Source organism: Akkermansia muciniphila, from assembly GCF_002884975.1.
Lineage (GTDB): Bacteria > Verrucomicrobiota > Verrucomicrobiia > Verrucomicrobiales > Akkermansiaceae > Akkermansia > Akkermansia muciniphila_C.
Genome location: NZ_PJKB01000002.1, coordinates 622156 through 636442, shown reverse-complemented (window position 1 = coordinate 636442; position 14287 = coordinate 622156). Strand labels below are relative to the sequence as shown.

At 58.5% G+C, this 14287-nt stretch carries 11 protein-coding genes; 3 read left to right on the top strand and 8 right to left on the bottom strand.

The genetic code is table 11. The annotated features are described in order from the left end of the window. Positions 1-175: 175 nt before the first annotated feature. The 3 genes from CXU21_RS08770 to CXU21_RS08760 form a co-directional block, all read right to left on the bottom strand. On the bottom strand, positions 176-2467 hold the full coding sequence (locus tag CXU21_RS08770; protein ID WP_257997380.1) for a sodium:solute symporter family transporter: 2292 nt from the start codon (positions 2465-2467) through the stop codon (positions 176-178). A gap of 12 nt (positions 2468-2479) precedes the next feature. Continuing rightward, positions 2480-3658 carry a galactokinase gene (gene galK, locus CXU21_RS08765; RefSeq protein ID WP_102715055.1) on the bottom strand — a complete coding sequence of 393 codons (1179 nt, stop codon included), beginning with the start codon at positions 3656-3658 and terminating at the stop codon, positions 2480-2482. Positions 3659-3876: 218 nt separating this feature from the next. Continuing rightward, entirely contained in the window at positions 3877-5253 is a 1377-nt protein-coding gene (locus tag CXU21_RS08760; protein ID WP_102725763.1) for a sugar transferase, read from the bottom strand. Between the two features lie 400 nt (positions 5254-5653). On the opposite strand from CXU21_RS08760, the gene CXU21_RS08755 reads away from it, so the two are divergent. Further along, a complete protein-coding gene (locus tag CXU21_RS08755; RefSeq protein ID WP_102725762.1) occupies positions 5654-6316 on the top strand; it encodes a hypothetical protein in 663 nt (220 codons plus the stop codon). Between the two features lie 213 nt (positions 6317-6529). On the opposite strand, the gene CXU21_RS08750 is transcribed toward CXU21_RS08755, so the two are convergent. From CXU21_RS08750 to CXU21_RS08735, 4 genes are all read right to left on the bottom strand, one after another. Next, complete coding sequence (locus CXU21_RS08750) at positions 6530-7264, bottom strand: L,D-transpeptidase family protein (protein WP_180972745.1); 735 nt, start codon at positions 7262-7264, stop codon at positions 6530-6532. 85 nt (positions 7265-7349) lie between these two features. Next, positions 7350-9245 (bottom strand): hypothetical protein, encoded by a 1896-nt coding sequence (locus CXU21_RS08745; RefSeq protein WP_102715047.1) that lies wholly within the window; start codon positions 9243-9245, stop codon positions 7350-7352. A gap of 17 nt (positions 9246-9262) precedes the next feature. Continuing rightward, positions 9263-9694 carry a hypothetical protein gene (locus tag CXU21_RS08740; RefSeq protein ID WP_146016768.1) on the bottom strand — a complete coding sequence of 144 codons (432 nt, stop codon included), beginning with the start codon at positions 9692-9694 and terminating at the stop codon, positions 9263-9265. A 53-nt stretch (positions 9695-9747) separates the two neighbouring features. Continuing rightward, positions 9748-11571 (bottom strand): ATP-binding cassette domain-containing protein, encoded by a 1824-nt coding sequence (locus tag CXU21_RS08735; protein WP_102725760.1) that lies wholly within the window; start codon positions 11569-11571, stop codon positions 9748-9750. 132 nt (positions 11572-11703) lie between these two features. Between CXU21_RS08735 and CXU21_RS08730 the strand changes: the two genes are divergently transcribed. Then, on the top strand, positions 11704-13365 hold the full coding sequence (locus CXU21_RS08730; protein WP_102725759.1) for a hypothetical protein: 1662 nt from the start codon (positions 11704-11706) through the stop codon (positions 13363-13365). 53 nt (positions 13366-13418) lie between these two features. After that, a complete protein-coding gene (locus tag CXU21_RS08725; RefSeq protein WP_180972744.1) occupies positions 13419-13871 on the top strand; it encodes a GNAT family N-acetyltransferase in 453 nt (150 codons plus the stop codon). A gap of 15 nt (positions 13872-13886) precedes the next feature. On the opposite strand, the gene CXU21_RS08720 is transcribed toward CXU21_RS08725, so the two are convergent. Then, positions 13887-14135: a hypothetical protein gene (locus tag CXU21_RS08720; RefSeq protein WP_102725757.1), complete on the bottom strand. Its 249-nt coding sequence runs from the start codon at positions 14133-14135 to the stop codon at positions 13887-13889. Positions 14136-14287: the final 152 nt, after the last annotated feature.

Sequence of the window (14287 nt, the reverse complement as noted above, 5' to 3'; positions counted from 1 at the left end):
AATTTTCCACGCAATGCATTCAGGGACAACAGAAAGCAATGTGTCATTCGCTTTGACATCCATTCTTCATTTCAAGCGGTTCCATGAAAAAACAACCCTCCTCCCAGGCGCAAAAAAATCCTCCCGGCCCTGGAGCCGGGAGGATGAAAAACACAGGCTTAAAGCCCTCTCTGCATTACCAGAAGATGATGTACAGGACTACCGTAGCGGCAATCACAAACCAGCCGAAGATCTTGGCGCGGGAGGAGGATTGCAGGGCCACCACGCCCCGGTCCGGGAGCACGATGGACTGCCCGCCGCGGGCGGCGTTCACCAGCGTGAAGATAAGGCCGATGACCATGACGGTGATGAAGCAGATAGCCATGCGGTTCAGGAAGGCCATTTCCGGCTGCCATATCTTCAGGATCGTATAAAGGATGGCATTGATGACAATGCCAAGCCAGCCGAAGAAGCGCGGGCACTTGGGCACAAAGAAGCCGAAGAGGAACACGCACAGGGCGCCGGGACTGAGAAATCCCTGGAATTCCTGAATGAAGTTGAAGATGCCGCCAAAGGCCGGGCTGTCCAGGAACGGAGCAATGCACAGCGCGATCACGGCGCACACCAGCAGGCCGATCTTGCCGACGGTCACGAGTTCCGGCGGTTTCGCATTCCTGCGCAGCTTGTTGTAAATGTCCATCGTGAAGATGGTGGAAGCGGAGTTCAGCATGGACGCCAGGGAAGACACCACCGCGCCGAAGAGGGCGGCAAGCACAAACCACGTCCACCCCGTGCCGGGCAGGAGCTTCCTGATCAGCGTGCCGAAGGCGGAGTCATAGTCAAAGCCCACCAGCGTATCCGTCAGGTAGTAGCCATCCGAATTGTTTACGGCGGGCTTGATGATCTTGTCATTAAGCTTGGCTATCTTTTCCACGAAGGGAGCGCGTTCCGCCAGGGTGGTCGCTTCATTGGCGGCATCCGCCTTCAGATCGGCGCAGGCCTGTTTCAAATCAGCCATGACCTCGCCGCCTACCTTCATCACCTCCGCATTATGCAGGGCGTGGGCGCAGCCTTCTTCCACGTTTTCCACCAGGAAGCTGTCCGTAAGCTTGTAGATGACGGGACGGCCCTGTACCTTGGCGGGATCTTCCACGTTGCGGATTTCCGCCGCGTACTTCACTTCCGCCTGCTGCTTCAGGTCATTGCGGTACAGGTTGTAGGCCAGGATGCCGGGAACGATCACCACGAACGGGATAAGGAGCTTGAGGAACGCGGCGAACACGATGCCCATCTGGCCTTCCGCCAGGGACTTGGAGGCCAGCGTGCGCTGCATGATGTACTGGTTGAGGCCCCAGTAGAAGAAGTTGGGAATCCACAGGCCCAGGCAGAGGGCCGTCCACGGGATTTCCGCGTCGTCCGCCGGGCGGATCATGTGGAGCTTGCCGCCCACGGTGTTCACGCCGCTGGCCGCATCACCGGAGTTAAGTTCAAAGAAGCGCGTTACCCCGTGCCACAGGCTGTCCGAGGGGTTCCCCAGGGAAGCAACCGTCGCGCCGGAATTGGCGGAAGCGGACTGGATCAGATGGTTCGGGTCCGCGCCGCTCAGCGCCATCAGAGCAAAGTAAGCTACTACGCCGCCGCCTACAATCAATGCGGCGCCCCAGAACAGGTCCGTCCACGCGCAGGCCTTCAAACCGCCCACGAACACGTACACGGTGGAACAGAAGGCGATGATGATACAGCCTACGGTGATATTGCCGAAGTCGATGCCCATGGCGGAGTATCCCGCAAAGAAGACGGAGATGACCTTGGCTCCGGCGTAAATAACGCCTGCGGTCGGCACGCCCACCAGAATCAGCAGGGTAGCAATGGCCATCAGGGCGCGCGCCGTGGTATCATAGCGGTATTCCAGGAATTCGGGAATGGTGTACACCCCGCCTTTCAGCAGCTTGGGAAGGAAGCAGAAGGCCACAACCACCAGCGTGATGGCGGCCAGCCATTCATACCCGGCAATCGCCATGCCCACCCAGTTGGCCGCCTTGCCGGACTGTCCCACAAACTGTTCCGTGGAAATGTTGGCGGCAATCAGGGAGAAACCCACCAGCCACCAGGTCAGGCCGCGCCCGGCCAGGAAGTAGTCTGAAGCGCCCTTGGTCTTCTTTTCTTCCGCCGTTTCTTCAGGATCACGGCTCTTCCAGATGCCCAGGGCAATGACGCCCACCACGACCACGCAGAACAGGACGACTTCCACCGCGGAAAGGGGAGCCGTTTTAGGTTCCGCGGAGGCTTCCGGGGCTTCCTGGGAGGCGGCGACGGGAACCGCCGGCTCAAGATCTGCGACCGGCAGCGCTTCCGCAGCCGGAGCCATGGCCGGGGCAGCCGCGGCAGGCTGCGCATCAATCACCGTTGCGGGCGCGGAGCCCTCCTGGGCGGAAACGCCCCACGTCATCAGGGCCAGAGCCCCGAATATGGTTGCTAGTTTTCTCATAATCAGTATGGATTAAGCTTGGTAGAGGACACGGGCGCCTTCCCCGGCGCGCGTGACGAGGTAAGTGGTTTCAATCCCCGTTTCCTGGCAGTAGCCGTCCAGAAGCTCGCGGGCCACCTTGTCCACGTCTTCCGTCTTCACCAGGGCGACGATACAGCCGCCGAAGCCGCCGCCCGTCATGCGGGCGCCGTAAATGGAGGAGGCGGAAGGGATACGGTCACAGAGGGACACCAGGGTGTCCACTTCCGCACAGGAAACTTCATAGTCATCACGCAGGGAGGCGTGGCTGCCGCGCATGGCTACGCCGGCTTCATCCCAGTCACCGCGGGCAAGCGCGTTCGCAAAGGCCTGCACGCGGGCATTTTCCCCAATGACGTGGCGGGCGCGGCGGTAGCGCACGTCGCCAAGCTGTTCCTTGAAGGATTCCAGCAGTTCCAGCGTGGCTTCACGCAGGGAGGGCACGCCCATGATGGCGGAGGCTTCCTCACACTGCTTGCGGCGCTGCCCGTAGGCCCCGTCCGCCAGGGAATGCTTCACGGCGCTGTCCAGCACCAGCACGGAGACGGATTCATTATTCATCGGCACCAGTTCATATTCCAGGGTGGCGCAGTCCAGCTTGAGGGCCATGCCCTTTTTCCCGTTGGCGGAAATGAACTGGTCCATGATGCCGCAGGGAACGTTTACAAATTCATGCTCCACGGCCTGACCGATCAGGGCCACCTCCTTGGGGTCAATCTCCACCCCGGCAAAGGCCGCAAGCGCCGTGCAGACGGAAACTTCAAGGGCCGCGCTGGAGGAGAGGCCCCCGCCGCGCGGAACATTGCTGTCAATCAGCATGTCCACCGGGCCTATTTCTATGCCGCGCCTGTGCAGGTTGGCCAGGACGCCGCGGACGTAGTTGGACCAGAACGGATCGCCGGGAACCAGGGCGTCTTCTACCGCAATTTCATGGATCTGGTCGCCCAGGGAGCCGCAGAAGCGGTGCTTGCCCACAGGAGAGGGAGCCACAGCCACCACGCAATGGTTATCAAGGGCCATAGGCATTACAAAACCATTATTATAATCCGTGTGTTCGCCAATGAGATTCACACGCCCCGGTGCCGCTGCCACATGAGTTGGCGCCTGACCGAAATACTCGATGAAATACGGAGTCACCGTTTCTTTTGAGATTTCTCGCTGAACTAAATCCATAGTGTGGAGATTTTGCCTTATCCATTTCCGCACCTCAAGGTTAAAGTCTCCGCCCGGCTACAAATTTCTTTATTTTCCGCCAATAATCCAAACAGGCGCCGACAACCGCCCGCATTCCCTGTAAAAACGGCCTTCCGGCGGCCGGGCCACACGCCTGAACGGGCCCCGGAAACGCTGCCGCAACCCTGTGTTCCAGGAACGCAAAGGAAGGAGAAGCGTCACTTGGCGCCGCGCGCGAACAACACCGCCGGGACGGTCTTCAACAGCAGCTTGACATCCAGCCACAGGGACCAGTTGTCAATGTAATGCATGTCCAGCTCCACCAGTCTTTCAAATTCACGGATGTTGCTGCGGCCTGCGATCTGCCAGTACCCCGTAACGCCGGGGAGCACGCTCAGCCTGCGGCGGTGCGCGTCACTGGTAAAGGCCTCCGTTTCATACACGGGCAGGGGGCGCGGGCCCACCAGGCTCATTTCACCTTTCAGCACGTTGATAAGCTGCGGAAGCTCGTCAATGCTGAATTTCCTCAGGAAGCGCCCGAAGGCAAAAATGCGCGGGTCATGCTCCAGCTTGAAGATGGGGCCGCTCATGTCATTGCCGTACCTGGCTTTCACTTCATCCAGCCTCTTGTCCGCATCCCGGTACATGGTGCGGAATTTCCACATGCCGAACTCCCTCCCATACAGGCCGGAACGCTTCTGGCGGTAAAAGACGGGCCCGCGGTCGGAAAGCCTGATGCCTATGGCGGCCAGCAGCCACAGCGGAGACGTGAAGACCAGGAGAAGGAGAGCCCCCACCCAGTCCAGCATCTTTTTCAACTGCCAGGAGGTAGTGTAGGGAATGGGCGTGGACTTGTACACCAGCATTCTGGCCCCTCCCAGCACCCCGAAATAGGTTTTGTGCACATCGGGCATGTCCACCACCATGCTCGCATAAAAATCAACCCCCATCTTTCCGCACAGCTCCACCAGGCACCTTGCCACGGAGGAATCCACCTCCTCAGGGAGGAACACCACCTTGCTGATGCACCGGCGTACCAGCAAACTCCTGACCTTCACACGGTCCACTTCCCCAGGAGCCATCACCATCAGTTCATCCTTGAAATCCACATGGTCGCTTTCCAGCAGTTTCCGGAATTCCTCCACTTGCTCCGGAGCGCCCACCACGAGCGTGGGAGCCTCCTCCACCAGGCGCTTCTCCGCCCTGAACCGGTTGACGCGCAGCCACAGGCCGCACAGGAAAGTCAGCGCATAGGCCAGCGTCTGGACGGCAATGTCCACGAAAAAGGGTACAAGGTATTTCCAGGTGATCATGCTGACCACGACAAAACAGGCATACGCCACCACAAACCGCCGGATGCTCATCCCCAGCGTCATGCACCGGTAGTAAACGCCGAGCTGGTCACAGCAGACGTACAGCAGCAGGGACATCGTCAGCGGCGTCAGCACCAGCACACGCAGCCGCCACGGCTCCGGAGACACTCCCATCCATTGCCATGAAACAAAACCGACAATAAAGAAAATGACGAATGCAAGAATGGAAAAAACAATCTTATTAATCCCGTAGGTAGTACGGTCTGCATTTTGAATAAGCATCGAGAGAGTGTGGAAATTAGTTGAAGTTAAAGTGCCCCGCCTTAGTCTTTTTGTCAAGTTGCTAGCTCACCTTCCCCCGCCTGTGGCTCCCGGAACGCCGCATTTAACGGTCTTGTGCCCTGTGAACGGCCGGAAAGCCCAAAATGACGGGAAACCGGCTTGCAAGAAACCGGCTCCCTGTGCATTGGTATACGCGTCAATCGACCGGACTGGTACCGCACCTAGCCGGATCGCCCCCCTATCAGACCATGCATGGACCGTTGATCGGGGCACGGGGCATCCTTACTCCTGGCTTTTCTCATGGTAGCGGAACGTCCCGGCGATGCTCCGGCCGGAACCTACTGCATACAGCGTCAACTCCGGCATGACACCAACATAATCACCAACTTAGAATATAAGTATGTCACAACACAACACACAGGGAAGGCAGGGCCAGGGAGCCCGCCGCCGCTACAACAAGAGCGGACGCTCCTATGGCAACGACCGCCGGGATTCCAGCGGCTACCGTCCCAAGTACAAGAAAGAAGCACCTGCCAAGCTCTCCCTGTGGCAGCGTTTCCTGGGACTCTTCGGCATTCGTCCGGCCAAAAACAACAAGCCTGCCCCCAGGGATAAGGCAGCTCCCGCCAAAACCAACACCCGCGTGGCCCGCAACAACAGGCAGGAACGCGTTTCCGCCCCCAAGCAGCCCGTCTCCAACCGCAGGCTTTACGTGGGCAACCTTTCCTATGAAGCCACGGAAAGCGACCTTGAAGACGTATTCAAGGGCATCGGCGAAGTCAGCTCCGTGGAAATCATCTACAACCCCCGCACCCACAAGTCCAAGGGCTACGCGTTCGTGGAAATGAAGAAGATGGAAGATGCCGTCCGTTCCGTGGACATCCTCCACAACCAGCCCTTCATGGGACGTAACCTGCTGGTCAGCGGCGCCAACGAACGCCAGGAACAGCCCCGGGAAGCCCGCGCCCCCCGGGAAGAACAGGCTGCCATGGAAGAAGTGAAGGAAACCTCCACTCCCCTGGTTCAGCCGGAAGCTCCCGTTTCCCAGACTCAGGAACAGTAACCGTTTTATCATGCAGAAGCCGGCCTTTTCCAAAGGCCGGCTTCTTGCGTTTAAGGGAGGAGAAAGCTTTCTCCGTTTCCGTTCCGCGCCCCTTATTCGCAGAAGCAGAAACGCCCGCATGTGCGGCGCAGGCCGGGGCGCATGGAACCCCCCTATTCCTCCTCCCCTCCGTAAAAATGCGGAAACAGGGAGGGCATGGAAAAGGCCGGGCCATTACGGCAGCCCCCAGGCTCCGCGCAGGCGCAGATATTCCCTGGCGGGCAGCAGGATGTAGAGGGGGTGTTTGGAGGGGTCCAGCCAGGCGATCATGGCCCTCAGGTTCTCCTCGCTCATGGCGGTGCACCCGGCCGTAGGAGCCCCTCCGTCCCTGCGCCAGATATGGAAGAAGATGGAGGAACCGCCGCCGGGTACGGGCTTCTCCCGTCCGGCCGCGGCGTTATGCCTGATGAACAGTTTCAGGCTGTGGGCGTAATCGTTCAGTTTCATCTGCTGCTTGAACTCCCACGGAGTGGAAGGATCATGCTTCAGCACGAAGTGCTGGTTGTACAGCGGGGAAGCGGGGTCATCCACCCACATGTCACGCGGCGTAATGCGGCGGTACGGCATGGAACGCTTCTTCTGCGGTACGGGAACCGTGCCATACGCCCCTCCCAGTTCAAAAATTCCGGCGGGAGAACGCAAGTCCCCCTCCTTTTTCACCGGACCGCCGGAGGGCGGGAGGCTGACGCCCCTGCCCCAGACCAGGCCGGATTTTCCCAAACGCGCCGGAAAAGGCCCTTTCACCATCACCCAGCCGCGCGGCCCCTTTTCCAAAAGGCTTAACTGCACATGGGAACTGTTCCAGCCCTCCGCGGACCCCACAATCACCTGGCGGCAATCCGCGGGAAGCGCCGCGGCCGAAATACAGAACGCCGCCAGCATGCACAAACACAGGTACACTGCCTTCATGGGCGGTAGCATAGCGGCGGCGCTCCGGAAGAAAAGCAAATACTCCGTCTCCGCAGGCACGCCGCAGACTGGAAGCACCCCCTCCCTAGTTCAACGGAAGAACCTCATTCAGCAGGGATTCAATCCCCTCCTTGGCAAAGCGGGAATAAAGATACAGCTTCTTGGCCTCCATGTACTTGCCCAGGGCGGAACCCACTTCTCCCGCGTTCCTGCACTTTTCCGCATCATTCAGCAGGTTCACCAGGGTGCTTGCCTTGGTAGTCAGGTCCAGGTACTGGGCATTCAGTTCCTGGTCATTGATGAACAGCTCCTGGTCCCTGGAACGCAACTGCTGCAATTCCTCCCAGGCGCCGTATACGTCCTGCATGGCCTCACGCTGGCGCGCCGCGCCCAGGGCGCGTTCAATGACGGCCATCTTGCCCAGGTCCTCTACAAACTGCTTCTGGAGCTCCGGATCATCCTTCACCAGCACGGCAAATTCATGCTGGTTGTCAAAAATGCGGCGGAAATTCTTATTCTTGTGGAAGCGCTTGAAATCCTCCAGCGCGTGGGACTGCTGCCCGGCGGCCATCATGGCGTTCCGCAGCGGAAGAAGACGCGGATTCTTGGGCCAGATTTCAATGGCGCTCTTCAGGCATTCCTCCAGCTTGGGGCGGTCCCCCCTGGCGAGGGCTTCCTGCCCCTGGGCGATATAGGCGTCACTGGCGAACACGGCGGCGCTGATGGCGGATTCGGCACGGCCCGTACTGAAATCCCGCGAGGTCTTCTTAAGGGCCTCCACCAGAGTAAGGGCTTCCTCGTAATCCTTGCCGTTCATCAGCTCAAACAGCTTCTCCACATCCCGCTTGAAGGCATACAGCTTCTGCTTTTTCTCATACGGGAACGTATTCACGGCGGGCATGAACTCCCCGATCAGGAGAGCCTCGTTCAGCCGTTCCAGCGCGTCCACGTAATGGCTGGAATCCACCAGGTTGTTCACGGCCTTCATGTGGCGGTCCGAATCACGCGCCAGCTCCCGGGAGAGGTTGTCCAGAATGGCTACGGTGGGAGGAGCCCCCAGCGTGCCGCTGAACATCTTGGCGGCGTCCGAATTCTTGTCCAGCCGCAACTTGGTGTCTCCGTCATTGAACAGGCGGCTGTAAATGCCGCAACCTATGGAAACATGGTCAAAACGCCGCTGGGCGAACAACTGCACCAGCGTGGACTGGAACACGATCTTCGCTTCCGTCACCGTCAGCACCTGCTCGCTCTCCAGCTTCAGCTTGCGGGCCTCCATTTCCACCATGCGTTTTTCCAGGTACTTGTAACGGGGGTTGTTCTTGGCCGGATTATTGGTAGAGGTGCCTTTCTTGCCCCCCTTCTGGCTGGAGGGAGAGCCGGAACTTGTGGTCACGCCGCTCTCCATCAGGCTCATTTTCTGGGCATTGCTGCGTATCTCCCTCTCCATCGCCTCAAGCATCTTCCCCTTGTTCTTTCCGTTGGTCTTGGCCTGCCACGCGGTATAAATAGCCTGGCAGAGGGCATCGGACACGCCTCCGTCCAGCGGATTGCTGGAAGCGGCGGTCAGCAGGTCCACCACCTGCCGCACCACATTATCCGCCATCAGTTTCTCCTTGCGCATGGAAAGCGTCTCATGAAGCTTTTGAAAAATCTTCTGGTACTCCTTGGCATCCTCCGTACTCTCCTCCGGCTGGCTCAGGTACTTGTTGAACCGCGCCTCAATCTCCCGGAAACTGCCCATGTTCAGCGTAGAGCCGTTGATGGTCACGGTGCCGTCCTGAGGATTCAGGAAAGGCAGTTCATTGCCGTACAGGGATTTGGCATCCCCCTGCCGGGAAGGCTGGTAGGCATTCGGCTGCGCCGCAGCCGGGGAGGCAGGAGGCGCGGCGGGGGAGCCCCCCCCGGAAGCGGGCGGATTATACATCATCTGCCCCAGCGCGGGAATAGCGCAGGCCAGGGTCAGGAAAAAGCAGCATTTCATGGGTCGGGGAAGGTTGTTCATTTAGGCTGAATGGATGTGGCTACGCATACGCCGCGCACCTTCGGAGTAATGTCTTCCACGCGGAACTCTATTCTATACTGCTGGTCGCGGTTGATGTTCAGGCCATTCCTGGCCGCCGCGGAAACAGAAATGGGAATAATGTACTCACGCCCGGAAGCGTCCTTGTACAAAAAGGAAATCAGCTCGGATTCGCCGCGCGGAAAACGGTCGATTACCGTTCCGTCCAGCGCGTAATTGTTATTGGAAAGCTGGGAGGCGTTCGCCGCCAGGATATCCAGGGGAATATCGGAACCCGCCTGCGGCTTCTCCTTGGCGCGGAACACGGCAAAACCCACGATGACGGCCAGCACAAGCACTACCGCGCCGACCATCAGCATCAGCGTGGATGATGAGGAACTCTTCTTTTTTGCTGCACGTCGTCTCGCCATAACTTTTGATGGAAAAATTATATAACGAACTCCCTGCAAGTGCACGCATTAAATTACAGCTCCCAGCGCGAGCGGCGGATGCCCGCGTAGGAGGCGGCAATGCCGCATGCCACGTGCACGCCCAAGACAACGTAGCAAAGCAGAGCCGGGGTCAGGTCCGTATCCAGCACATTCTTGACGGCATTATACACGTCGGACTTCAGGGCGGAGATGCTGCCGGACCAGGCCCAGTAGGCGGAAATGAAAGGCCGTATGAAACCCTCCACCTGTTCCGGAAGAGCCAGCACCGCTCCGGAAAGGGGAAGCTGGAAGCCCACCAGGTAAATGCTCAGCAGGGAGGCCTGGTCCGCGCTCCGGGCCAGGGAGGAAATGCCCAGGCACACAAAGGTCATGGCGGCGTCCGCCAGAATCAGGAACAGCAGGTGCGTCAGGCCGCCGCCCCGGTCCCAGAAGAAATCCACAAAGGCGAACATCCAGACGGACTGCACCAGCACCAGAACGCTCAGATAGGCCAGCTTGCTCCCCAGATAGGCGGAAGGCCTCATGCCCGCGTACTTCTCCTTCTCCATGATGGCCCGTTCTCCGGCCACCTCCCGGGCGGCGTTATTGGAACCCATCAGGCCCAGCAGAATCACCTCAAACATGATGATGCCGGAAACGGCTGAACCTGTCTTCATATTCAACTGCTGGGCCTCCATATCCTTCTGGAGGGTCTGCACGTCCTGCGTGGCGGAAAGCCCCACGATCTGCCCGGTTCCCTTGTCCGTGAACATGGCTACCAGAACCGGAAACAGCAGAATCATCACCAATTGCAGAATCAATTGGGAGCGGTCACGGAAAAAGATGCGCCAGCGACGCCCCAGCAGGCAGAAAAACTGTGTAAAAAAGCCCGGTAATTCCGGAATGGAATCCTCAGGAGCATCTCCCTGCCCTTCCGCGGCGGGAGCTTCCGTGGAATCGCTCCGCACGGCTTCTGCCCCTTCTTCCTCCGCTTCCGGCGCCTCCGCTTCACCTGCCTTCACAGCCCTGCGTACGGCATCCGGGTCCGGAAGCTCCCCGGAAAGTATCTTCTGTTCCCTCTCCTTCTCCATGCGGGAATAATAGGAATCCCGGTGCTTGCCCCAGGACCGGCACCAGGAGGGGCCTTCACGGTCCTGAAGCTTGGGATAAATCTCCTCCAGCGAGGAAACGCCGAAGTAATGCAGCATCGTCTTAGGAGAACCGTGGTAGGCCACGCAGCCCTGGTGCATGACTAGGATGGAATCATACATGTCCAGGTGGGAAAGGCTGTGCGTGACGGAAATGACGATGCGGCCTTCCGAACGGGAGATTTCATGGAGGAGGTCCACGATATCGTGCTCGGACCTCGGGTCCAGGCCGGACGTCACCTCATCGCAAATCAGCAGGCGCGGATTGGACACCAGCTCCATGGCCAGCGCCAGGCGCCGCTTCTGGCCGCCGGAAAGAATCTTCACATCGCGGTCCGCAATTCCCTCCATCCCCGTCACCTCCAGCGCGTTGTCAATGCTGTCGTCCAAATCATCCACGGAATCGAACCGGCAACGGAGCCTGGCGGCGCTCTCCACATTCTCATCCACGCTCAACTGGTCATAGGCAATGCTGAACTGGGGAACGAACCCGATTTCCGACGGTTCAAAGTCTTCCTCCGCCAGATCATGGCCGTTCCAGAAAAAACGGCCGTCCGTTTCCGCAATCATGCCCGCAATCGCCTTTAACAAGGTGGTCTTTCCGCAACCGGAAGGTCCCACAATAGCCATAAAATGCCCTCTGGGCACATTAAAGCTGACATTGTCCAATAATTTCAAAGGACCATCCGGTGTTTCTATTTCATACGTAATGCCGTCCGCCTGCAACATGGTTCTTTTATCCTAACGTATCAATTCCTGCATCATCAAGGAAAATCGGGCATGAGGGTTTTATCTTGCCGTAAACGAAGAATATGTTATTCAAAAACTTCCCCTGCAACGCATTTCCCCAATTAAAATTAAATGATTTTTACCCGCTCCCTCGCGTTGGCCGCCCTTCTGGCTCCCCTGGCATCCGCCGCCCCGCCTCCGGCCGCGGAGCAGCCCCGTTTTACCGTCGCTCTGGATGATTGGAGCATTTCCTATATGAACGGCCCCGGGAAAGTTGGTCTCGGCATCTCCATCACGCTCCAGGGGAAAGGAACTTTTGTCATTCCTTCTTCCGGGGAAGGGCAGCTCACGCGCCTGGTCATGCAGGATTCCACCGGAAAAGAAACGCCCTGCGACCCCTACCAGCCATGGGGAATGCCCGGCGAGCTCAATCCTTCCCATGTCATTGGATCCAAATCCCCGTCCTCTCCCGGCTCACCTTACAAGATCCTGCATTTTTCCTGCGGTTTCAAGGAACTTCCGGCTCCTCAATCGGAATGGCTGCGTATCCGCGGAACCTGGACCGTTCAGTTTTGCCCGGACCCGCAACGGCTGATGCTGAAACAAACAGTCAAACCATCGGAAGAGCCCCAGACATTCTATCTGGACCTTCCGGAGCCAAACGTCCGGGAAGACAGTGACATCGTCCAGGCTGACTCCGCCAGCAACACAGCTTCCATTCAACTGAAAACCAACGAAGATCGAACCACCCTCTCCTGCGAGGCGGAATTCCCTTCTTCCGCTTCCATTCAAGGCTTTGCCATTCTGGATTCCACCGGACGCCCCATATCCGGCCTGCGGCGCGCCCACACGCCGGAAATCGAAGAACCAAAAGACGGCAAAACCAGCATTTCCTGCCTGTACGAAATGGAGGAAGGAGCGGAAAAGCCCACCCCCTCCCTTCCCCGTGAATTGAAGATCGGCGTCGTTTACCTTCCCCGCAAACATTCACTGGACGTTCCTATTGACCTGACTGTAAACCCCTCCCTTTCACCGCCTTCCCCTCCCCGGAAACCGGTGAATAACCCTGAATCCGGCCTTTCCGCACAGCCGCCGGCAGCCCTTCAGGTAAAATTGTACAATTGGTTTTTCTATAGAGACGCGCAGGAACCCGTCTTCCTCGGCATTCACATTCATACGGATAAAAACCACGCCCTGATGAATGATATGGAACAGCAGGGCGCCAGCTATATCAACCTTTCCAGCCCCGGCGGAAAAACAGCCGTCCGCTGCCGGGTTCATCCCCCCACATGGGGTACTTCCACCTATAACATGCTCTTTTTTCCTCTTCCCCGTTCGCTGCCTCCCGGCAACGAGGGATGGCTGCTGACCGGGGAGCTCCGCGTGCCGGTCGGAGAGGTTCACACAACTCCGGCCCGGACGATTCCGGCGGAACCGGGTAAAAAATGGCTCTTCGACGTTCCGGGAGCATCCGAAGGCTATCCGCCCTTCCGGCTTCAGGCCACCCTTCTCAGCATTACGCCGTCAGCAAAGGAATCCCGGGTTACCTTCAAGCTGCAGGGGCACCACGGAAAACCGCATTTCAGCGGCTTTCATGTGGAAGGGGGCATGCAGGTCATGTCCAATAAAGACCCGGAGGATGAAACCGCACATCTCATCACCTATTCCTTTCCGCAGCCCCCCGGTACTTTAAGCTGCTGTGTAAAATACATCGTCAACCCAACCGTTATCCGCCATCCCCTGAACATGCGCATCGGGCTGGGCGGCATCGTCCCGGCCCCTCCGGAAAAATGACATTCCGCTTTTTTTCATGGATTCCCCCCCTTCTGCGGAACCATGATGGAGCCATGATCCGGCAAGCGTCCCGGGAAGATTTTCCGGCAATCCTGAAGCTTCAATTCCTCGCCTTCGGAGAAGTGGCGGAGCGGCTGGGGCTCAGCACTATTCCGCCTCTGGAACAGACCCTGGAGCAGTTGCAGGAAGAAGCGCGGAACAGCGTCTTCCTCAAATATACGGAAAACGGCCGCATCGTAGGCTCCGTCAGGGGATGCCTGGACGGCAGGAACGCCTGCCATGTGGGCAAGCTGATTGTGGACCCGTCCTGCCGGAACAGGGGACTCGGGAGGAAGCTCATGCTGGCCCTGGAAGAACACTTCCGCGGACAGGTTGCCGCCTACCTTCTATTCACTTCGGCGGATACTCCGGAAACCCTGCATCTGTACCGCAAACTGGGCTATGCGGAACTGTACCGGAAGGAGGCCGGAGGGATGACCACGGTATTTCTGGAAAAGAAGGCGTGAGTCCGCCGGAAGCCCTCATTTCATCAGCTTGCACACCGCCAGCCGGGTGATGGCGCCTGTCAGCAGAAGAGCCGCCGCAATCAGGAAAGGAGGCCATCCCAGCGCCCCCGCAGCCAGCAGGAACGCCACGGCGCACGCCAGTAGAAAAGCGTTGATGAACCGCATCAGGCTCCATTCCTCCGGATAAAGGGGCGATAGGCTGAAGGCATCCGCCAGCCTGTCCATCACGAATTCAAGAATTTCACTTTTTATCCATTCCCACATAGCCCTAACTTTTTACCGTCAGTTAACCATACAGGAGTTACCTGCACATGCAAGTAAAGAACGGTCGAAGTTTTTCATGAGGAAAGGTTTTTTCAAGGGCCGGGTGGCCCTGTTCCCGGCAGCACGGCCATCAGGCAACACAGGGAAAGGAT

Bases quoted from the DNA above. Each gene is read 5' to 3' on its own strand.
- CXU21_RS08770 (WP_257997380.1), bottom strand. From the start codon at position 2,467: ATGAGAAAACTAGCAACCATATTCGGGGCTCTGGCCCTGATGACGTGG.
- galK (WP_102715055.1), bottom strand. From the start codon at position 3,658: ATGGATTTAGTTCAGCGAGAAATCTCAAAAGAAACGGTGACTCCGTAT.
- CXU21_RS08760 (WP_102725763.1), bottom strand. From the start codon at position 5,253: ATGCTTATTCAAAATGCAGACCGTACTACCTACGGGATTAATAAGATT.
- CXU21_RS08755 (WP_102725762.1), top strand. From the start codon at position 5,654: ATGTCACAACACAACACACAGGGAAGGCAGGGCCAGGGAGCCCGCCGC.
- CXU21_RS08750 (WP_180972745.1), bottom strand. From the start codon at position 7,264: ATGAAGGCAGTGTACCTGTGTTTGTGCATGCTGGCGGCGTTCTGTATT.
- CXU21_RS08745 (WP_102715047.1), bottom strand. From the start codon at position 9,245: ATGAAATGCTGCTTTTTCCTGACCCTGGCCTGCGCTATTCCCGCGCTG.
- CXU21_RS08740 (WP_146016768.1), bottom strand. From the start codon at position 9,694: ATGGCGAGACGACGTGCAGCAAAAAAGAAGAGTTCCTCATCATCCACG.
- CXU21_RS08735 (WP_102725760.1), bottom strand. From the start codon at position 11,571: ATGTTGCAGGCGGACGGCATTACGTATGAAATAGAAACACCGGATGGT.
- CXU21_RS08730 (WP_102725759.1), top strand. From the start codon at position 11,704: ATGATTTTTACCCGCTCCCTCGCGTTGGCCGCCCTTCTGGCTCCCCTG.
- CXU21_RS08725 (WP_180972744.1), top strand. From the start codon at position 13,419: ATGATCCGGCAAGCGTCCCGGGAAGATTTTCCGGCAATCCTGAAGCTT.
- CXU21_RS08720 (WP_102725757.1), bottom strand. From the start codon at position 14,135: ATGTGGGAATGGATAAAAAGTGAAATTCTTGAATTCGTGATGGACAGG.